The sequence below is a fragment of the Shewanella sp. YLB-07 genome (genome assembly GCF_009377275.1).
Genome location: NZ_VOQB01000006.1, coordinates 186,868 through 206,244, shown reverse-complemented (window position 1 = coordinate 206,244; position 19,377 = coordinate 186,868). Strand labels below are relative to the sequence as shown.

The following is a 19,377-nucleotide window of genomic DNA, read 5'->3' as shown; positions in this document are numbered from 1 at the left end:
AAGAAGACGGCCGTGGGCTATTGAAGCCAAGATGACGGCTTTCAGCCTATGGGTGTAAAGACGAGCGCTGCGCTTGGAATAGCTAAGAAGATGGCCGTTGGCCTGTTGAAGCCAAGATGGCGGCTATGCCTGGTAAAACTAAGACGAACGCAGCCCTTTAAAGATGCTGTCATCTGACCGCCATAAGGAAATGGTCTTCCCGGACTCGTTCCGGGATCCATTCTCAGCTCCAACAAGAGTGCCGGAAAGACGCTAGGTGAGCGTCGTCTCGGCTTTACCAACACTGTATCATCTTCGCCTTTCAACTATTGATTCAAATCTTTATGCAGCTCTTCATACATGAGGTCGCGCATCTTAAATTTTTGGATCTTGCCGGTTACTGTCATTGGATACTCAGTGACAAACTTGATGTAGCGCGGCACCTTAAAATAAGCGATTTTCTCGGTGAGGAAGTGGCGGATCTCATCTTCTATTTCAAGGCAGCCTGGGCGTAACTTGATCCAGGCGCACACCTCTTCGCCGTATTTATCACTTTGTACGCCAAATACCGCCGCATCTAACACATCGGCATGGGTATAGAGCTTCTCTTCAATCTCTCTGGGATAGATGTTCTCGCCGCCGCGAATGATCATGTCTTTGATACGACCAACAATCTTGACGTAACCTTCATCGTCCATCTCGCCGATATCACCCGAGTGCAGCCAGCCTTGGCCATCGATAGTCGCCTGAGTCTTCTCTGCATCATTCCAGTAGCCTTGCATTACGCAGTAGCCTTTTGAGCACACTTCACCCGGCTGGTTAATTGCTACTGTGTTACCAGACTCATCGATGATTTTAACTTGAGTGTGAGCCATAGCGCGGCCAACGGTAGTTACACGCTTAATAAGCGCGGCATCGATTTCGGTAATATGATTGATAGGGCTGGTTTCTGTCTGACCATAACCAATCAGCACCTGCTTCATATACATCAAATCTTGCACCCGGCGCATCACCTCTTCGGGGCATGTCGCCCCGGCCATTATGCCCGTCCGCAGTGAACTTAAATCGAACTGGTTAAAGCTATCGAGTTCCAACATGGCAATGAACATGGTAGGTACACCGTGAAGTCCAGTGCACCGCTCACTCTCAACTGCGGTTAACGTCGCCAATGGCTCGAATGATTCACCAGGAAATACAGCTGCAGCCCCTTTGGCTATACACACTAAATTACCGAGCACCATACCGAAGCAGTGATAAAGCGGCACAGGAATGCACAATTTATCTTCACTTGTGAGCTTCATGGCCTCGGCGACTAACAAGCCATTATTAAGGATATTGTGATGACTCAGTGTCGCCCCTTTAGGACTACCTGTAGTGCCAGACGTGAACTGAATATTGATGGCATCATTCGAGTTTTGACTAGCCGCAAGCGAATCTAGCCTTGCATGATCCTTATCGATTAAGGGGCGTTTTATCTGATTAAAATTAAACATGCCCGCCGATAAATCATCACCCATACGGATGACAGATTTAAGCTCAGGCAGTGCAGCTGAAGTTAACTTTCCCGGTTCACAGCTCAATAACTCAGGCGCTAACTGGTAAAGCATCTCCAGATAGTGACTGGTTTTAAATTTCTCGGCGCAGATAATGGCGCTGCAACCCACATTAGTGAGGGCATATTGCAGCTCCTCGGGTCGATAAGCGGGATTGATACACACCATGACGGCGCCAATCTTAGCCGTAGCAAACTGAGTCAGACACCACTCAATATTATTGGGAGACCAGATCCCGACTCTATCTCCAGGCTTAATGCCGAGTTCAAGCAGGCCAATGGCCAACTCATCGATATGCTGTTGATACTGCTTATAGGTCCAACGTATCTTTTGATGCCGCACCACCACAGCAAGTTTATCCGGATATCGATTAGCGATATCATCAAAATAGGTTCCTATGGTTTGCGACGCCAAAGGAGTTTCTATCGGACCTGAAAACTCACTCATGGATAAAGGAAATGACAAGCTCGGTGATGTGGGAACGTTCGGCATTGAATCGATAACATCTAACATTAAGCCTCCTTGCACAGTTTATGATTTTTAATCGTTCGCTAATAAACAACTTACTTTAATTAAATAAAATCTTAAACTTAAATTTATTCCGTTAATGTTGGAAAAGTAAAATAGCTAAGAGGACGACTGCCCAGGGAAAGTTAAGACGAAAGCTAAGACGATACCGCTAGGGATGTATGTCTTCCCGGACCCGTTCCGGGATCCATTCTCAGCTTTTTATCTTGATTCTAAAAAATTGATTCCGGCCAACAAGAGTGCCGGAAAGACGAGTTAGATGTAAATGTCGTCCCTCGTTCTATGTACTTCTAGCCACCTAGTGTCTTCTCAGCCACACCAACGAAGTACCATCTCAGCGCTTAAAACCCAATATCTTCTCAGCTTTTCAACCAAGTGACGGCTTAAAGCACATCTTCACTAGCCCAATCCACTCAAACTCTGTATAATCCGCGACCTAATTTACTCATATTATTGCACGTTGTTATTTTGGCCTGAGTTTTAAAAAGCGAGTCAATTCAAAACCTGCCTGTACACCTAGGAACATTTCTTTGATATCCACCGCGAACATCACCATGCAGTTTGGCGCTGAGCCTTTGTTTGAAAACATTTCAGCGAAATTTGGACACGGCAACCGTTATGGCCTTATTGGCGCTAATGGTTGTGGTAAATCCACATTCATGAAAATCCTCAGTGGCGCTTTAGCACCAAGCTCTGGCAACGTGTCTATCACTCCGGGTCTTAAAGTAGGTACCTTGAGCCAAGATCAGTTTGCGTTTGAGCAATACAGTGTTGTAGATACCGTGATCATGGGTGATGCAAAGCTTTGGGAAGTGAAGCAAGAACGTGACCGCATCTACTCTTTGCCAGAAATGAGCGAAGCAGACGGCATGAAGGTCGCCGAACTCGAGAGTGAGTTTGCCGAGATGGACGGTTATAGCGCCGAGTCTCGCGCCGGTGAGATCTTGCTCGAAGCGGGCATCGAAGAAGATTTTCACTTTGGTTTAATGCAGCAAGTTGCTCCAGGTTGGAAATTACGAGTACTTCTGGCACAGGCATTGTTTTCAAACCCAGATATCTTGCTACTCGATGAGCCAACCAACAACTTGGATATTCATACCATTTCTTGGTTAGCAGGCGAGCTTAATAAACGTAAGTGCACCATGATCATCATATCGCACGACAGACACTTCCTTAACTCTGTCTGCACCCATATGGCTGATATCGATTACGGTGAGCTACGTATCTACCCAGGTAACTACGAGTACTTCCTCGAAGCATCTGGCCTTATCCAAGAGCAGCTATTAGCCGGTAACGCAAAGAAGAGCGCCGAGATGGTAGAGCTACAGGACTTCGTTAACCGCTTCGGTGCCAACGCATCTAAAGCCAAACAAGCCAGCTCACGTGCTAAGAAACTTGATAAGATCAGCTTGGACGAAGTCAAATCTTCGAGCCGTATGACACCATCATTGCGTTTCGATGAGAGCAAGAAGATGCACCGTCAGGCGTTGGTTATCGAAGATCTCGGACATGGCTTCGACGATGAAACTTTATTTGAAGGCGGCGAGCTGATCCTCGAAGCTGGCGCAAAATTGGCCGTTATCGGTGAGAACGGTGTGGGTAAGACCACCCTACTTCGCTGCTTAGTCAACGAGCTGTCAAACAATCATGGCGTGATCAAGTGGTCAGAAAATGCCGCTATCGGTTATTGCCCACAAGACAGCACGGCTGATTTCGAGAATGAACTGTCACTATTTGATTGGATGTCACAGTGGCGCACGCCTAAGCACAACGACCTTTCGGTCCGTGGCATGTTAGGTCGTCTATTGTTTACCGAAGACGATGCCAACAAGAAAGCCAAGAATTGCTCAGGTGGAGAGAAAAACCGTCTATTATTCGGCAAGCTAATGATGCAAGACATCAACGTGCTAATCATGGATGAGCCAACCAACCACATGGACATGGAAGCCATCGAAGCATTAAACAATGCGCTTAAACTATTCGAAGGTACACTTATCTTCGTCAGCCATGACCGTGAGTTCGTGTCATCACTGGCCACACACATCATAGACGTGAAAGATAAGAAGCTAGTTAACTTCCACGGCACCTTCGATGAGTACCTGGCCAGCACAGCTGAAGCCGCGGCCAGAAATGCCGCTTAACGCGACTAACTAGTCGCTCATAATAGCTTCAATAAAAAACGCCGCCAGACTCGAGTCTGGCGGCGTTTTTGTTTTTGCGTATGTTCAACTTATTTTAGTATCGTAAACTAGCGCTATGCGACTTATGCAGTAATAATAGAAACGAGTTAATCAACTCGCTCAGTGATTACCTGAAAATTCTTATTGCTTACTGTCTAAACGTTTCTTAAGATTAAGTGCCGCATCGGCGGCTAACAAGCGCATAAACTCAGAGCCATTATTCAGATCACCTTGTCCGCCTCCGATCACGATTTCAGGCACTAGACGACTGTTACCTAAGCTGTTAAACAGAGCCGTTTGGATTTTTACTTCCGCTTTTAGCGTTTCATCGAAAACATATTTAGGATCCAGCGCCGCAGACTTAGCCCTTTGACGTGCTTCGGCTAATACATCCATACCCTGGGCTTCTAAGCGTTGCTGTTTCAAGATTTCGGCTTGCTCCTTAGCAAGTTCAGCTTTAACGGCCACACGTTGCTGCGCAGAAATAATTGCATTGGCTTTAACCCTTTCGGCATCAATCTGCTCCTTAATTTTCAGCTTTTCAGATTCGGCTCTCTGCTTAGCGATGGCTTGCTCACCTAAAGCAACTTCGGTGCGCGCTTGCTGTTCAGCCTTCTTCAGGTTTTGTCTTGCAAGTGCTTCATCGGCAGCGGCCTGCTTTTGTGCTTCAAGTCTGGAGTTCACTTTGCTCTCGTAATCGATATCGATAATACTCGCATCGACGACCGTGATCCCATAGGCACCTAAGATAGGTGCGTTACGCATTGGCTTGCCTTCTCGATCTTCTTTTATCTTGATGGTGACACGCTGCTGTTTACTTAAATTATTAAACTCGCCTGTTTTAGCCCGGCTGCCTGAACCAAAAATTTGCTCGGTGACAAAAATACCATTGACCAGTTGATCCGCAAAATCTTGGCTCAGTTGCCCATTACCACCCGAGTAGTGTTGCTCTACTGACATCATTCTGGCTGATGCCTTCACATTCTCAGTCGTGGCACGCATCAATAGGTTTGAGATTAAGGTTTCCTGCGAACCAAATTCTTCGTGGATTTTAAGTAAACCGCGTAATGCTCCTGATTCACTGGCCGAAACATTACCCGGTAATCTAAAGCGCGCGACGCCTCTGGCATCACCTGTTGTCGTATCGAGGAAGCGAATCGGGATTAATGGTACCAATGCACTCGCCGTAGCAGCACTATCACCGGTAAAATTAATCGAGATCACTTTGTTATAGGCAGATACTGTGCCGAAAGCCTTGAAATAAGGCCCGGCTTGATTGATAACAGTGAGATTACCGGTAAATGCCGATTGGTGAACCAGACGTTCGTCCGCTTCATTCCAGGCGACCATCTGCGAAATTAATGTCGCAATGACCACCAGTACGGTGACAAATGCGGCAATTAAAATTATGTTACGACGCCCAATGCGGGCTACTAGAGAATTTGGTGTGACTTGCTGAGCTGATTGAACATTACTATCCATGTTTATTGGTCTCCATATTTAACTTCTTTTTGACAAAGTAGACGATCTCTTGCTCACTTAATTGAGCACAAAAACTACCAGACTTATGCAACTCGATAAAAGTCGCCAATATGTCTTCTTTACTTTGTATGGTTTTATCTTGGTTTTCTTGGTTTTGATTCTTTTCGATAAGCTGGGTGATTAACTCATCCACTATCGTATCTTCATCAAATAACACATTATATTCTTTAGATTTGCTGATCCGCCCTCTATGTATATTGCGATAAATCACATAAAGCGCCGCGCACAAGATGATAATGAGCACACTCAAGCCTATAATATAAAAAAACATAATCTCTACTTATATGTTGTTTTGAATATTTAATTTTGGTAACAGACACGGGCATTGACCCGTAAATGTTACACCTAAGCATTTTACAGGATAAAAGTGTAAAAAACAGGTTGGATACAGTGAGGATCTTTGAGTTTCCTTGTAAATGCACAATTAAAAAACAGTGTAGAAAAATAGTGAATGATTCTTACTCTTTAACTGTCATCTGACCGTCATAAGTCAGTGATATTCCCGATATCATTCAGACATTCCCCATCTCTATGGGTCAAGGCGGAAATGTCGATAAAGCAAGGAGCACTTATCGACCTAGCTACTTTTTATGCCGTCTTCCCGGACTTGTTCCGGGATCCAGCTTGTGCTCTTAATTCAAAACATAGATTCCGGCCAACAAGCATGCCGGAAAGACAAGGTAAGTGTAGATCCTCTCTTTATGCTTGGAGCTATTACCGGCTTTGCCTTTCCAGCGCTAGCGTCCTCTCAACTTTCCCTCACCTCTTGGCTCCACCTGCTCACATTGTGAGCATCGTCTCCGCTTTAACAGCGTAGTGCTAACTGACGCTTTTTCAACATAACCAGAATCGAGTAACAAGCTGCAGCTGCCAGTAAATGCTTGAGAGTATGCCCACTGACGAGCTCCAGCGAACTCAAGTAGATAGCCCCGTCAAAATATTCGGTGAGTTTAGCCAACAGATAACAGCCCAGGGCAATCAGCAGATAGCGCTGATGTGACTTCTGCTGTAAAGAGTCACTGTTAAACAGCAACATCACGGTTGGCAGGGTCAAGATGGGGAGCAGTTGTATCCAATAATAGAGGCGCAGATCATCGACAAGGTACCAATAAAACACACTAACTAGACCGAGTAATATCGATGGTATAAAGACTAAACTACCTATCTTCTTGCCCAAATACTCCTTCATTAATGCGGAAAATAGCCCCATAAAGCCCAATGTCATAGGCAGTCTATCCCATAACAGAGACTGATTAGTCGGCTCAAAATGGTAATACGCTGAGCCCAGGCTCACCAATCCCACACCGATAAAGAATATCCGCCACTCTTTGTGGCTTGCTCTATTCTCAATACCATTGCACAAGCTAAACCCGAGTAAGCCTATGACCAAAAAAGGTACATTTGATATAAGATCGAGAAAGTTGGGGATCAGTAACAAACTGCGCCCATCGGCAAACTCATGGTAAGCCCTATCTTGCGCTATAACATCTAAACTAAACATCCACAAAAGAGAGCCCAGTATGATGCACAAAAGCAGGGACAAACGCCAATACAAGCGTAACTGCTGCGTTAATAATATGATCTGGCTTCTCTTCATCACATCCTCGACTACTCATTACTAAAGATAGTTATAAATGCCACAATGGACGGCATCAATTAACGGCCTTATCTGGATTCATCTTGCTCACCAGTGGCGAAATACACAACGACTTGCTATAAAGTATTAAATTAGACAACGGCCAGTATTGAAAGGTAATACCATGCGTCAGACTCGCTTGTTACTCGAGACCTTAAAGCGTGAATTGAAGAAACAACAGAAGACCTATAAACAGGTGGCCGAGGTACTGGAGTTATCAGAGGCAAGCGTGAAGCGACTGTTCGCCGAAGAGTCATTTAGCCTAGAGCGCCTCGATAGTATATGTGCACTGCTGCATCTCGAATTCGGCGATCTGGTTCGGCTAATGGAAGAGAATGTTAACTTAACCAGCGAGTTATCACATGAACAAGAAACAGAGCTGGTTAGCGATATTAAGTTACTCTTAATGGCGCATTTTCTTATCAACGGCCTGCGCTTCTCGGATATCACAGATAACTACGACATATCCGAAACCCAAGGGATCCAGCTACTGGCTAAGCTAGATAGAATGAAGATCATCGAATTACAGCCAGGAAATAGGGTGAAAATGATGATTGCGAACAATTTTCGCTGGATAGATAAGGGACCGATTCAATCATTCTACAAGTACGCTATACAACCGGAATTTCTCGACTCCTCATTTAACCTGCCGGGAGAGTTTCAGCTGTTCGTATCTGGCATGCTGACTCGAGACTCAAATGCCGAACTCATCAAGAAAATACAACGCCTCGCAATCGAGCTGGCCGAGATGAATACCAAAGATCAGTCGGCTCAGTTAGAGCAAAAGTTTGGTACCAGCCTGATGCTGGCACTGCGTCCATGGGAGCCTGAAGTTTTTCAGCAATTAAGAAGACCTCAAGCCAGGAAGCAATTTTAACCACGCAGAACTTAAGCTCAAGCAGGCTTATACAAACTCGGCTTAACTGCGAATAATCGAACCTACAACCTCATAGGTCTCGTGATACACGACCCCAAGTATCGACTCAGGCAGACACTCAAACTAGGTATACGCTTACCGCCGCTGAGAGCGTAATAAAATGGACAGTTATCAAATTCAAAGCAACTTAGAAAGGCAAAAATCACAGATGAAACGCTGTCAGCAGAAGCTGGAACAGTACCTTCTGTTCTCAATCACACAGATGCGAGAGCAAAGGCTAAAATTAAGCCAAAGTTAAACCAATTACTAGTGAAACAAAGAGCAAAGTAAATTGACTACAGATGCTGTTAACGTGTGGGTATCTAGACTCTTTGTAAACATCAGTAATAGTTGCTTATTGATGTCCTCAGATTGTTAGGGTGAGTCCTTCCCGGTGAAGACTTACGGTTCAACAGCCTTGAATCACGACTTCATAAACAGGTGCCGCTTTAGGATCGTCCTGATTGCAGGTAGTGGGATTTGTCGTACCGTAGGCTTGCTGGTACATGAAATAACATTGGCTGGACTTTATATTACTCTGGTCAAACCCAAAATAGACTTTATCGACTCCCTCAAATTCAAAGCCTAGGCTATCATCGCTGTAATTTAATCTCTTAGCAACATCGGTATTATCCAGATAACCGCATTTCAAACGAGTTTCGAATATGCCATCACCGTCAACATCTACATCGGTAAGGTCACCACGACCCGATACGGGCTGAGCCCGGTAACTGGACAGCTTAGACAAGATATACATCTGCTTATTTGCCTCCGTAACTGAGGCGCTGAATTGTTGCAACACAGCATCTTTAGCATCGGCGCTCAAGCTAATGAATTTACTGGCTGCGATGACAGCCAGAAGCCCCAATATAACAATCACGACAACAAGTTCTATAAGCGTAAATCCGCCCGACCTTGAGTACTTCTCCGAGTCCATCTAATTAACCAATACATTTAAAACATTTTCAGGAAGCTAGATTTTGCCCATAATAGGGGCAGAGTTCAAGTTATATGCCTGAAAAGCTAGAATATGTTTATACTCTCTACTTATTTATGCGATCAAAAAGGCTACCACGATTAGTTCCTTATCATGGGTTAACCACCATACAAGATTAGCCTGACAGGTTTTACCCAAGCTTTATCACTTTCCCCCGAGAACTTGTTCCTGAGTGCCCGGCGAGCACAAGTATGAGACTATAAAAAGTGTGGTCTCTTTGTGAACAGCAAGAATGATGAGTGTCTGTCTTCTTTTCGGTTCTTTCAGTCATCCCTGACTTGTTCCGGGATCCAGCTTGTACTCTTGATTCGAAGAATAGATTCCGGCCTGCAAGCATGTCGGAAAGACCAGGTAGAGGTTATCGCCATACTCTACAGCACACGTAGTCTGGGTCGACCCAGCCCTAAACTTTTTGCTTCTTTAACTGCACAAAACACATCACAGACAGTAAGCTAAAGAAAGCGGGATCGCTCCAGCCTAATCCTACAAATATTCCTGTTAGCCCTGCATAGGTAGTAATAATTACGCCCAGAAGATTTGAGATCAATAAGGCTAGAAATAACTTCTTTGCAATCGCGCCTACTTCTATATCACGCAGTAACAAGCTGACGGCAGCAATACCGCCTAGAAATATCGAAGTATGCTGTGAAAGAAAATAAGCGTATTGGTCATTAATCTCGACCCCATACATGGGCCACATCAGCGCAGGTACAAAAAATAGAGCCAATGCAAAGACCGTGTATATGCCACCATGGACCGTTAAAAAAGTTTTGTTGTTCATCATATTATCCTACTCATCATTACTTACTGATTTACAAATATTTAAAAGCTCTTCTAAATGACAGGCCAGACTTACTGACTCGCCATAAAAGGAGCCTGATTAATCTGTGATAATCGAGTATTCACATCAAAAATTATGCCTCTGATGTTTGATATCCCCATCTTTTCCAATCGAGCGCTGTGCATCTTCAAGTACGCTTGAGCACTCGACTCGTCTTCAAACAGATAGATACCGCCACCAAGTTGTGAGATTTGATTTTCCGTCCAAATTTTCCAAATCATGCCAGGCTCATGATTAATTGACTCAGCCAACTCAAGCATCTGGCTCGCCATCTCATCGCCGAATGGGCCACTAAAATCAAAATCGACTTGTAGTAATTTTTTCATCTAAACTTTCCACCTAAAAACTAAATTAATTGCAAATTGGGGCTGAGAATCAAACTATTCACCAGCCTCTCAAGCTTAGGTGTCATAATACCTGTATGAATTGAACATAAAAGTTCATAATATTGCGCATTAATGTGGAAAAAACTGACAATGAGACTCAAGACGACTCTAGATCAATGGCTAACCTTGTATGAGATCAATCGTGCCGGCAGCATCCAGGCTGCAGCGACACAATTAAACAAGAGTCACACCACGCTTATCTACGCGGTTAAAAAACTGGAGCAGCAGTTAGGCGTTACCTTAGTCGAAGTGAAGGCCCGCAGAGCCGTGCTCACTGATGATGGCAAGTCTCTGCTTCGCAGAGCAGACTCTATGTTAGAGCAGGCCCGTGAGCTTGAAGAAATGAGTACACAACTGGGCAAAGGCATAGAGTCTGAAATAACCATCGCCATAGATCATCTTTGTGACCGTAGTTGGTTGTATCAACCCATAGCAGCGTTTTTAAAAAACAATAGCAACACCTCGATTCAAGTCGTCGAAACTTCGTTATCAAAAACATCAGACATGGTCACAAGCCAGGAAGCCGATATTTCTATCATCACCTTGCCTATTACAAACTATCCTTCGGAAGCGTTCGGCATAGTCACCATGCTTCCGGTCGTAGCCAAGAGCCATCCATTAGCTGATAAGCAGGCTTTATGCTTAGCGGATTTCACGACTAATAGCCAAATTGTAGTAAGAGATCTTGGCAGTAACTCAAAACAGGATGTAGGTTGGCTTAAAGCTCAGCAGCGTATAACGTTAGATACATTCGATCACGCATGGGAAGCCGTAGAGCAAGGCGTCGGTTTTTGCCGTATGCCTGAGCATCAGTTAAAAAAACGAGATTCGAGCAAGATCACAGTATTAAAAATAGAAAATGCCGACATGTACCAAGTCCCCTTGCACCTGACCCAGCCTAAAGGTGCTAAAACTGGCCCAGCAGCAAAATGTCTATTTGAGATATTGTTAGAGAGTAGAAAACAGAGATTAGGAATATAATATTAGAGTAGCTCTGGTCTATCACGGCAGCGTCTAGCGTGATAATGCAAAGATGACAGCTATAGGTATACAAGATAAAACATGACAAGACTATATATGTCATCAGACCTCCATGGGACTGTGATATTCCCGATATCACTGAGACATTCCATTTTGAAACATTCAGGATTCATAAATATTGTGAAAATGAATTATGGTTTAATACAATATCCTACTTCAAAAAACTGTTAATCATTGTTGATAATTCAATGGCTTATATAGTATGTGGATACTGTATTATTCATTAACGAAACCTTATATGCTATTCGCCTTATTATAAAAAAAACCAAGGAATACAATGTATAAAAAAACTCTTTCTCTGAGTATATTTGCCGCTTTAGTGCTCACAGGCTGCCAAGCAGATACCCAAGCCCAGCAAATCACTAAAACACAATATGATGTCATTATTTACAATGCGAATGTGATTGATGTCGAGACAGGTAAAATTCGTGTTAATGCCGTCATTGCGCTTGACGACGATAAAATTGCACTCGTCGGTGATGAATCGTTACTCGACACCAATCAAGCAACAAGAATGTTTGATGCTGAAAATAAATATGTGATTCCAGGCCTTTGGGATATGCATGTGCATTTTGAAGGTGAGAACCTGATTAAAGATAACGCTGACTTATTCCCAGTCTATATTGCTTACGGTATTACGACTGTCCGTGATGCCGCCAGCGATCTTGGTGAGCAAGTGTTGGATTGGCGCGACCAAATAAATTCAGGTGAAATTCTAGGGCCGCAAATTTACACCGCTGGTAGAAAACTTGAAGGCATCGATTCAATTTGGAAAGGTGACTTAGAAATAGGTAACACAAAAGAGTTAAACGATGCCTTAGATTATCTAGATTTAAAAGATGTCGACTTCATTAAGATGACCGCAAATACACTCGAACCAGACTTGTTTGTTGAAGGCGTTAAAGCATCCAAAGCGCGTGGCTACAAAGTGTCGGCCCATATACCCCAGAAAGCAACGGTTGAGATGGTTGTTGATGCCGGTGTAAGTAGCATTGAACATGCAAGCTATATGCTGCGTTTAGGGATACCCAATGAAGCCGAACTGATTGCAAAAATAAATGCCGGTGAAATAAAATCATCCGCAGCACGTAAGCTTTATGTCAGTGAATTTGATCAAACGCTTGCCAATAAACGTTATCAAGCACTTGCGGCAAAAGGCGTGGCTATCACTCCGACGCTTATCGGCGGTAAACAACTTGCTTATCTTGATGAAAATGATCACGCTGATGATGATTTCAAAAAATACTTAACCGCTGAATTTATGAGTCATTATGCGTGGCGCATCGAGCGTATGGGTAAGCGTACGCCTGAACAAATCCAAGCAAGTAAAGCTCGTTACCAATTAATTGCGAGTCAAATCCCTCATCTTGAAGAGGCCGGTGTACTTGTTATGGCAGGCAGTGATTCTGCAGCATTAAATACCTTTGTTTATCCTGCAATGGCCCTACATGAAGAACTGACTTTATTCCAGGATGCCGGGGTAAAACCGTTACAGATCCTACAAGCTGCAACGATAAATGGCGCTAAATTTATGGGTGTCAAAGATATAATAGCAACAATAGCAGTCAATAAAGAAGCGGATTTAGTCATTTTAAATAGCAACCCACTTGTAGACATTCATGCAACACAAGATATCTTTGCGGTCGTTAATAATGGTCAGTTACTCGAACGAAAAGTTCTGGATAAGCTCCTCGCGACAGCGGCCAAACAAAAGATTGAATTAGACGTAACACGCGCTAATGATTCAGCCGTTGATGTTAGATTATAAAAAATGGATTCCGGCCAATAAGAGTGCCGGAAAGACAGTGGTAAGCATGACGGAAAAACGAGATGGGAATCATCGCTCTCTCTTATTATGGTCTTCCCGGATTTGTTCCGGGATCCAGCTTGTACTCTTAGTTCAAAGAGTGGATTCCGGCCAACAAGAGTGCCGGAAAGACAGTAAGTAAGCATACCGATGCCGTCATCCCGGACCCGTTCCGGGATCCAGATTTTGATGTTGATACTACAAATGGATTCCGGCCAACAAGCATGCCGGAAAGACGAGATAGATGTTCCCGTCATACTCTACAGCACACGTAGTGCGCGTTGTCTCCGCCTTCCCCACCTCTTAGCTCCACCCGCTTACACAGTGAGCATTATCTACACTTTACCTATTCTGCAATCGAATGATCTCTTCATCGACCCATCTTAATAACTGCTTGATGGCTTTCGAGAGTATCTGGTTTTGTCGCACAATATAACCAAGGCTGGTGGTGGGAAACTCGGGTAACGGCGTCACCTTGGTCTTTAGATTTCGCTTAGTATAAATTGAAAACTCGGGCACGATCGCCACACCAAATCCCGCTTCCGCCCAGTCTATTTGTGCATCGACACTGCCTACTTCCATAATTCGATACTTAGGCAAATTCAGTGATGGCAGCGCTGAATCGAGCAAGTCTCGGGTACGAGTATCGTGACCCAATAAGATCAAGGTGGGTTCACTCTCTAAAGCCAATTCAGGCTGCTGTTTCGCCTGTTGCCATAACGCTAGATTATCTCCTAGTGCGCACCAGTGTATCTGTTGTAACTCAGTGAAATGTAGCGGCTGACTCTCTTTTTGGGCGATCACAAAGCCCAAATCTGCTTGGGCATTTTTAACCAGTTCTGATGCTTGTGAAGAGGTGGTATTTAACAGCGAAAAATCGATACCCGGGAACTCGGCTTTGAACAACTGAAATGGCGAGATCAGGAGTAACCTGGAAATGATGTCACTGGCCGCAATGGTGAGCTTCCCTTGGCTAAGATCGTTGATCGCGTTGAGATCCGCCTGACAGACCTGCAACTCCATTAAGGTTTTTTGGCTGGTATGCAGTAATCTAACCCCGGCTTGGGTTAAATGAAAGGGATTGCGCTCAATGAGCTTAACTCGTGTTGTACTTTCTAACTGCTTGATATGCAAGCTGACATTAGGCTGAGTCATATGCAGTGCCGCCGCTGCCTTACCAAAGTGTTGGTGCTGCGCTAAGGTGACAAACGTTCTAAGCCAATTGAGATCAAGCATAACTTTTACCTGGTTATTTAAGTCATTTCACTCCTTATGATATATGAGTTACTTATCAAAACGATAATAATTATTAATTTTCCATATCCTACTCCTTGAATTAGCATAGTATCTTAATTATTCAGGAGTGTGAGTTATGCCGTCTATTGTTGTTGTGGGTGCCAATTGGGGCGATGAAGGTAAAGGCCGTATCGTTGATTTTCTTGCGGCAGATGCCTCTGCAAGTATTCGTTTTCAAGGTGGTAATAATGCGGGCCATACTGTCGTCAATGATTTTGGCACCTTCAAATTACACCAGCTCCCCAGTGGCATATTCAATCCAGATTGTTTTGCGGTACTCGGCCCAGGCATGGTTATCAGCCCTGCGGCATTAAGCGAAGAAATTGCAGAAGTGAAAGCGGCTGGCGTGAGTGTCAAGTTACACATCTCAGATCGCGCCACCTTATGTCTGCCTCTACACGCACTCGAAGATACTCTGGAAGAGGAGCGTTTAGGCGATGCAGCTTACGGCTCAACTCGTCAAGGTATCGCACCCGCCTATGGTGACCGAGTCATGAAAAAAGGCATTCTTGTCGGCTGGTTAATGCAGCCTGAAGTACTCCTTGAGCGTATTCAATTTATGCTCGATTGGAAAATGCCACAATTAAAAGCCCTATACCCAAGCTGTGATTTCAGCCAAAGCGCTGAAGAGATGACCGCATGGTTATTAGAAGTCACGGCGCCTTGGCGTGAATTTATCTGCAACGTGACTGAGCCGCTAAAAGTCATGCAAAGCAACAAGGCTAACTTGTTGTTTGAAGCGCAATTGGGTGCAGGCCGCGACTTGGTTTATGGCGAATACCCTTGGACAACCTCTTCAAACGTAACCGCAGCTTATGCAGGTATTGGCAGTGGATTACCGGCGCTACGCCCGGAGCGAATCATAGCCGTGGCTAAATCATTCAGCTCATCTGTGGGCACTGGTACATTAGTGACCGCAATGGAAGAGCAAGATAACTTCCGTGAAGCATCCAATGAATACGGCGCAGTAACCGGGCGTCCTCGTGACATGGGATATTTTGATGCCGTCGCAACCCGTAATGGTGTCGAGCTACAAGCCGCTACCGAAATCGCACTGACTAAGATTGACTGCCTAACTGGCATGAAAGATCTGAAAATCTGTGTATCGTACGCCGGAGAGCATACACAAAACCCAATCTGGCCCCAAACCGCAGCCCTCACGCCTATTTACGAAGATATGCAAGGTTGGAGTGAAGACATCACAGGTTGCCGCACATTCGCAAGCCTACCCCAAGCCGCACAAGCCTATGTGCTTCGCATCGAAGCCTTGATGGGTGTACCAATAAAAATGGTATCAGTCGGCCCAGAGCGTGAGCAGATGATCCTCAGATAATTACTGGTAATTATCTTCTGACGGATAAATGTAGACGTCACCTTTCCCTTTCTTTGACTGTCATCCCGGACTTGTTCCGGGATCCAGCTATTATCTTTAAATTCTAAAGAAGTAGATTCCGGCCAACAAGAGTGCCGGAATGACAGTGGTAAGCATGCCATAAAGACGAGGCACGTGACATCTCAATTCTACCAATGCAATGTCGTCTCCGTTTTCCCGCACCTCTTAGCTCCCCTAGCTCACATGTGAGCATCGTTTTAGCCCTAACTGCGTCGAACTGACTTTTTAACAAAAGTGTTATTGCTAAAGCCGGAGAGCCTTTATCGATCCGAACTTATCTTTTACCGCCCAACAAACATCACTCTGGTATAACTACTGTCTCAGCGGTCCAACCACCCAAACGAAAGAACTTACTAGCAAAAGGTTTTGGCCCTAGTCGATTTGTTTTTCGCTCAAACCTGCGTTATAGATAGCAATAAGCAAGCTCTCTAAACCCCGGCGCGAGGCTAGACGATGAAACATTTATCCTTAATTTTGACCTTCATTGCTGCGCTAATTGGCATCGAGTGCCAAGCAAGTTCCACAGACTATGTGCTGGAGCAGGTCGCAGAAGGTCTAGGCATCCCCTGGGGCATGGTCTTAATAGGGCCCAATACACTCTTGGTCACCGAGCGCGGCGGTCAATTAATACAGTTGGACCTTACCACCGGGCAGCGCCACAATATTAAGGGCGTGCCACAGGTTTACGCCAAGGGACAAGGCGGCTTGTTCGATATCCAGCTTGGCCCCACTGACTCTAATACTGACAGCAAGCAGCAATGGCTATATTTTACCTATGCAAAACCTGTCGCCGGTCAGGGCCGAACCACGCTGGCGCGTGCTCAACTCCAGGGTCAGAGCTTAATTCAATGGCAAGATCTGCTCGTAACCCAATCGGCAACCACCACCAACCGCCACTTTGGCTCACGCATGGCCTTCGATGACAAGGGGCATGTGTTTTTCTCGGTCGGTGACCGTGGTCATCGTCCCAACGGCCAGGATTTGACCACCCACGCAGGCAGCATTTTACGGCTAAATCTCGATGGCACAGTGCCTCAAGATAATCCCTTCGTAACTGATGATAATGCTTTGGGCGCAATCTACAGTTACGGCCATCGTAATCCGCAAGGACTGGCTTTTGATGCTAAAAACCAGCGCTTGTGGGCGATAGAACACGGACCCAGGGGGGGCGATGAAATTAACCTGATTAAGGCTGGAGGAAATTATGGCTGGCCTGTGGTGTCATTTGGCAAGGAGTATTGGGGGCCATTTAGTGTCGGTGAAGCCACATTCAAGGCCGGGATGGAACCGCCAATAAAAGTCTATACCCCATCGATCGCACCCTCGAGTTTACTGCTTTACTCCGGACGCGCCTTCAGCGCCTGGCGTGGTGATTTATTCAGTGGTGCATTGAAACTGACTCACTTAAATCGTGTGGTGCTCGATGGCGATCGCGCCAGCTCAGAGCAGCGACTGCTGACTGAACTTAAACAACGTATACGTCAGATTATCGAAGATGATCAGGGCTACTTACTCATCGCCACTGACAGTGGATCTATTTATCGCCTCAAACCGCGATAAAGAAAATCAGCAACTTTTGGTTTTAAAAACATGGATTCCGGCCAACAAGCATGCCGGAAAGACGAGGTTGAGGTGCCCGCTTTCCTCTACCGATTCAATGTCCTCTTAGCTTCTACAGCCTACTATCATTTTTTAAACTCAATTAAGGGATGAATAAGATAAGCCTGCGATAATAATATCAAGTCGTTAGGCGTTGTTTCGTTCTTTGGCTTGGCCGATTAAGCTTTCAGTCCTAGAGAACTGGCAACAAATAGCAAAAAATAAAAGCACCAAATCAGGAAACACATGAATCAAATTACCCTTATCGCATTAGTCACCTTAGCCATATTAATCATGGCAACTTTCATCATCATTCCAGTGACTAAGCTAATGTTCAACGTTGCAGTCACTGTCGTCCCCTTCATCATCGTCGCATTTGGGGCTTACTTCATCTACCGACGTGTCCTAAAAAGGATTAGACGATAATTAAAGCCTTTGCATAGAGTATTGTCACAGTAATCTTTACTCTAATCATGAAGAGTAAAATGATGTGTCACTGACCGCCAGGGATGGCGGAAATGTCGATAAAGCAAGGAGCACTTATCGACCCGGACTCGTTCCGGGATCCATTTTTAGCTCTTAAGTTGATTCAAAAGCTGGGTTCCGGCCAACAAGCATGCCGGAAAAGACGAAGATGGTGTAGATGCCAGACACCTCTATTTTTGCTCGGAGCTATCAAGGACACTCGTCTACATATATATTACTGACCGCCATAGGTCAGTAATATTCCCGATATCATTCAGACATTCCCCATATCCCTATGGGCCACTGCGGAAATGCCGGTTATGCATGGAACTATTACCGGCTTTGCAGTTCCAGCGTTAGCTTACCAATGTGATTTTCTCTGCTTCTACAGCGCAGCGTCATCTCAGTTCTACCCAACTTCTTCGCTTTCCCGGCTCATGAAATGAGCATCATTTTAGCCTTATAAAACCCTCAATATTTCCGCTACACAGAATAGGCATAGCAGCTTGTAGTTTATCCATGGGCCAATCCCACCACTTCATCTCGAGTAACTGGGCAATAGCCTGCTCACTGAAGCGCTTCTTTATCACTCTATTGTTGGCAACAACAAGACTATAGGGCGCGACATCCTTTGTGATCACCGCGCGGGCACCTATCACTGCGCCGTCACCGATATGTACGCCTGGCATTATCATGGCTTCGCTGCCTATCCATACATCGTTACCTATGACTGTATTTCCTGCACGCTCAAAGCCACTCTTAACCCCATCACCAAATGTGTCTGTTGCAAATGGAAAGGTAGAGATCCAATCTAGTCGATGGCCTTGATTCCCCGCCAACATAAAGCACGCACCTGAAGCGATTGAGCAGAACTTGCCAATGATGAGTTTATCGACTTCACCATATACTCCAGCTTCCCAAATATCCTTAGTAGAACCATCACCAAGCAGGTAACGTACAGCAAGATCTTCGAAAGATTTACCGTGATAAAATCCTGAATAGTAACTGTGCTCACCCACCTCAATATTTGGGTTAACGATCTGCTCTTTAAGTGCTCGAGACTCTAACCAGCTTGCAAATTCATTCATGACCATTTCCGCTTTTCAGTTTCCTATTTCATATGAAACGGCTTACTGAGGAGCACACAGTCTCAAATGCATCCGCAGTAAACGTTTTTATTGTAAAGAGTCTAACGAATTACTATTATTACCAGAAGTG

Annotated in this window: 17 protein-coding genes; 7 read left to right on the top strand and 10 right to left on the bottom strand. The window is 44.9% G+C overall.

Annotated elements, in window-relative coordinates; genetic code table 11:
- Window positions 1-41 precede the first annotated feature (41 nt).
- Window positions 42-305, bottom strand: a complete 264-nt coding sequence (locus FS373_RS14970) for a hypothetical protein (protein WP_152829757.1) — start codon at window positions 303-305, stop codon at window positions 42-44.
- Complete coding sequence (locus tag FS373_RS14965) at window positions 306-2,045, bottom strand: AMP-binding protein (protein ID WP_227992807.1); 1,740 nt, start codon at window positions 2,043-2,045, stop codon at window positions 306-308.
- A gap of 545 nt (window positions 2,046-2,590) precedes the next feature.
- On the opposite strand from FS373_RS14965, the gene FS373_RS14960 reads away from it, so the two are divergent.
- Complete coding sequence (locus FS373_RS14960; protein ID WP_144046518.1) at window positions 2,591-4,201, top strand: ABC-F family ATPase; 1,611 nt, start codon at window positions 2,591-2,593, stop codon at window positions 4,199-4,201.
- Window positions 4,202-4,381: 180 nt separating this feature from the next.
- On the opposite strand, the gene FS373_RS14955 is transcribed toward FS373_RS14960, so the two are convergent.
- From FS373_RS14955 to FS373_RS14945, 3 genes are all read right to left on the bottom strand, one after another.
- Complete coding sequence (locus tag FS373_RS14955; RefSeq protein WP_144046517.1) at window positions 4,382-5,722, bottom strand: SPFH domain-containing protein; 1,341 nt, start codon at window positions 5,720-5,722, stop codon at window positions 4,382-4,384.
- The gene (locus FS373_RS14950) at window positions 5,715-6,053 is read right to left on the bottom strand and encodes a methanolan biosynthesis protein EpsI (RefSeq protein ID WP_152829756.1); all 339 of its coding nucleotides are present in this window, start codon (window positions 6,051-6,053) and stop codon (window positions 5,715-5,717) included. The genes FS373_RS14955 and FS373_RS14950 overlap by 8 nt, the downstream gene beginning before the upstream one ends.
- A 534-nt stretch (window positions 6,054-6,587) precedes the next feature.
- A complete protein-coding gene (locus FS373_RS14945) occupies window positions 6,588-7,379 on the bottom strand; it encodes a ceramidase domain-containing protein (protein WP_144046515.1) in 792 nt (263 codons plus the stop codon).
- 163 nt (window positions 7,380-7,542) lie between these two features.
- On the opposite strand from FS373_RS14945, the gene FS373_RS14940 reads away from it, so the two are divergent.
- A complete protein-coding gene (locus FS373_RS14940; protein ID WP_144046514.1) occupies window positions 7,543-8,295 on the top strand; it encodes a helix-turn-helix domain-containing protein in 753 nt (250 codons plus the stop codon).
- 448 nt (window positions 8,296-8,743) lie between these two features.
- Here the strand turns inward: FS373_RS14940 and FS373_RS14935 are convergent, their stop codons facing one another.
- From FS373_RS14935 to FS373_RS14925, 3 genes are all read right to left on the bottom strand, one after another.
- Window positions 8,744-9,271 (bottom strand): type II secretion system protein, encoded by a 528-nt coding sequence (locus FS373_RS14935; protein WP_144046513.1) that lies wholly within the window; start codon window positions 9,269-9,271, stop codon window positions 8,744-8,746.
- Window positions 9,272-9,734: 463 nt separating this feature from the next.
- Entirely contained in the window at window positions 9,735-10,115 is a 381-nt protein-coding gene (locus FS373_RS14930; RefSeq protein ID WP_227992805.1) for a hypothetical protein, read from the bottom strand.
- Window positions 10,116-10,183: 68 nt separating this feature from the next.
- Complete coding sequence (locus FS373_RS14925; RefSeq protein WP_152829755.1) at window positions 10,184-10,498, bottom strand: monooxygenase; 315 nt, start codon at window positions 10,496-10,498, stop codon at window positions 10,184-10,186.
- Window positions 10,499-10,648: 150 nt separating this feature from the next.
- Between FS373_RS14925 and FS373_RS14920 the strand changes: the two genes are divergently transcribed.
- Both FS373_RS14920 and FS373_RS14915 read left to right on the top strand, forming a co-directional pair.
- Window positions 10,649-11,539 (top strand): LysR family transcriptional regulator, encoded by an 891-nt coding sequence (locus FS373_RS14920; protein WP_152829754.1) that lies wholly within the window; start codon window positions 10,649-10,651, stop codon window positions 11,537-11,539.
- Window positions 11,540-11,876: 337 nt separating this feature from the next.
- Entirely contained in the window at window positions 11,877-13,367 is a 1,491-nt protein-coding gene (locus FS373_RS14915) for an amidohydrolase family protein (RefSeq protein WP_152829753.1), read from the top strand.
- 381 nt (window positions 13,368-13,748) lie between these two features.
- Here FS373_RS14915 and FS373_RS14910 read toward each other — a convergent pair whose 3' ends face one another.
- Window positions 13,749-14,642 carry a LysR family transcriptional regulator gene (locus tag FS373_RS14910; protein WP_152829752.1) on the bottom strand — a complete coding sequence of 298 codons (894 nt, stop codon included), beginning with the start codon at window positions 14,640-14,642 and terminating at the stop codon, window positions 13,749-13,751.
- Between the two features lie 136 nt (window positions 14,643-14,778).
- On the opposite strand from FS373_RS14910, the gene FS373_RS14905 reads away from it, so the two are divergent.
- The 3 genes from FS373_RS14905 (at window position 14,779) to FS373_RS14895 (ending at window position 18,120) form a co-directional block, all read left to right on the top strand.
- On the top strand, window positions 14,779-16,035 hold the full coding sequence (locus FS373_RS14905; RefSeq protein ID WP_152829751.1) for an adenylosuccinate synthetase: 1,257 nt from the start codon (window positions 14,779-14,781) through the stop codon (window positions 16,033-16,035).
- A 513-nt stretch (window positions 16,036-16,548) separates the two neighbouring features.
- Window positions 16,549-17,655 carry a PQQ-dependent sugar dehydrogenase gene (locus FS373_RS14900; protein ID WP_152829750.1) on the top strand — a complete coding sequence of 369 codons (1,107 nt, stop codon included), beginning with the start codon at window positions 16,549-16,551 and terminating at the stop codon, window positions 17,653-17,655.
- A 285-nt stretch (window positions 17,656-17,940) separates the two neighbouring features.
- Window positions 17,941-18,120 (top strand): hypothetical protein, encoded by a 180-nt coding sequence (locus FS373_RS14895; protein WP_144046507.1) that lies wholly within the window; start codon window positions 17,941-17,943, stop codon window positions 18,118-18,120.
- A gap of 488 nt (window positions 18,121-18,608) precedes the next feature.
- Here the strand turns inward: FS373_RS14895 and FS373_RS14890 are convergent, their stop codons facing one another.
- Window positions 18,609-19,247, bottom strand: coding sequence for a CatB-related O-acetyltransferase (locus FS373_RS14890; protein WP_152829749.1), 639 nt, complete (start codon window positions 19,245-19,247; stop codon window positions 18,609-18,611).
- Window positions 19,248-19,377: the final 130 nt, after the last annotated feature.

Coding starts and splice junctions, on each gene's coding strand:
- FS373_RS14965 (WP_227992807.1), bottom strand. CDS start 2,045: ATGTTAGATGTTATCGATTCAATGCCGAACGTTCCCACATCACCGAGC.
- FS373_RS14955 (WP_144046517.1), bottom strand. CDS start 5,722: ATGGATAGTAATGTTCAATCAGCTCAGCAAGTCACACCAAATTCTCTA.
- FS373_RS14950 (WP_152829756.1), bottom strand. CDS start 6,053: ATGTTTTTTTATATTATAGGCTTGAGTGTGCTCATTATCATCTTGTGC.
- FS373_RS14945 (WP_144046515.1), bottom strand. CDS start 7,379: ATGAAGAGAAGCCAGATCATATTATTAACGCAGCAGTTACGCTTGTAT.
- FS373_RS14940 (WP_144046514.1), top strand. CDS start 7,543: ATGCGTCAGACTCGCTTGTTACTCGAGACCTTAAAGCGTGAATTGAAG.
- FS373_RS14935 (WP_144046513.1), bottom strand. CDS start 9,271: ATGGACTCGGAGAAGTACTCAAGGTCGGGCGGATTTACGCTTATAGAA.
- FS373_RS14930 (WP_227992805.1), bottom strand. CDS start 10,115: ATGATGAACAACAAAACTTTTTTAACGGTCCATGGTGGCATATACACG.
- FS373_RS14925 (WP_152829755.1), bottom strand. CDS start 10,498: ATGAAAAAATTACTACAAGTCGATTTTGATTTTAGTGGCCCATTCGGC.
- FS373_RS14920 (WP_152829754.1), top strand. CDS start 10,649: ATGAGACTCAAGACGACTCTAGATCAATGGCTAACCTTGTATGAGATC.
- FS373_RS14915 (WP_152829753.1), top strand. CDS start 11,877: ATGTATAAAAAAACTCTTTCTCTGAGTATATTTGCCGCTTTAGTGCTC.
- FS373_RS14910 (WP_152829752.1), bottom strand. CDS start 14,642: ATGCTTGATCTCAATTGGCTTAGAACGTTTGTCACCTTAGCGCAGCAC.
- FS373_RS14905 (WP_152829751.1), top strand. CDS start 14,779: ATGCCGTCTATTGTTGTTGTGGGTGCCAATTGGGGCGATGAAGGTAAA.
- FS373_RS14900 (WP_152829750.1), top strand. CDS start 16,549: ATGAAACATTTATCCTTAATTTTGACCTTCATTGCTGCGCTAATTGGC.
- FS373_RS14895 (WP_144046507.1), top strand. CDS start 17,941: ATGAATCAAATTACCCTTATCGCATTAGTCACCTTAGCCATATTAATC.
- FS373_RS14890 (WP_152829749.1), bottom strand. CDS start 19,247: ATGAATGAATTTGCAAGCTGGTTAGAGTCTCGAGCACTTAAAGAGCAG.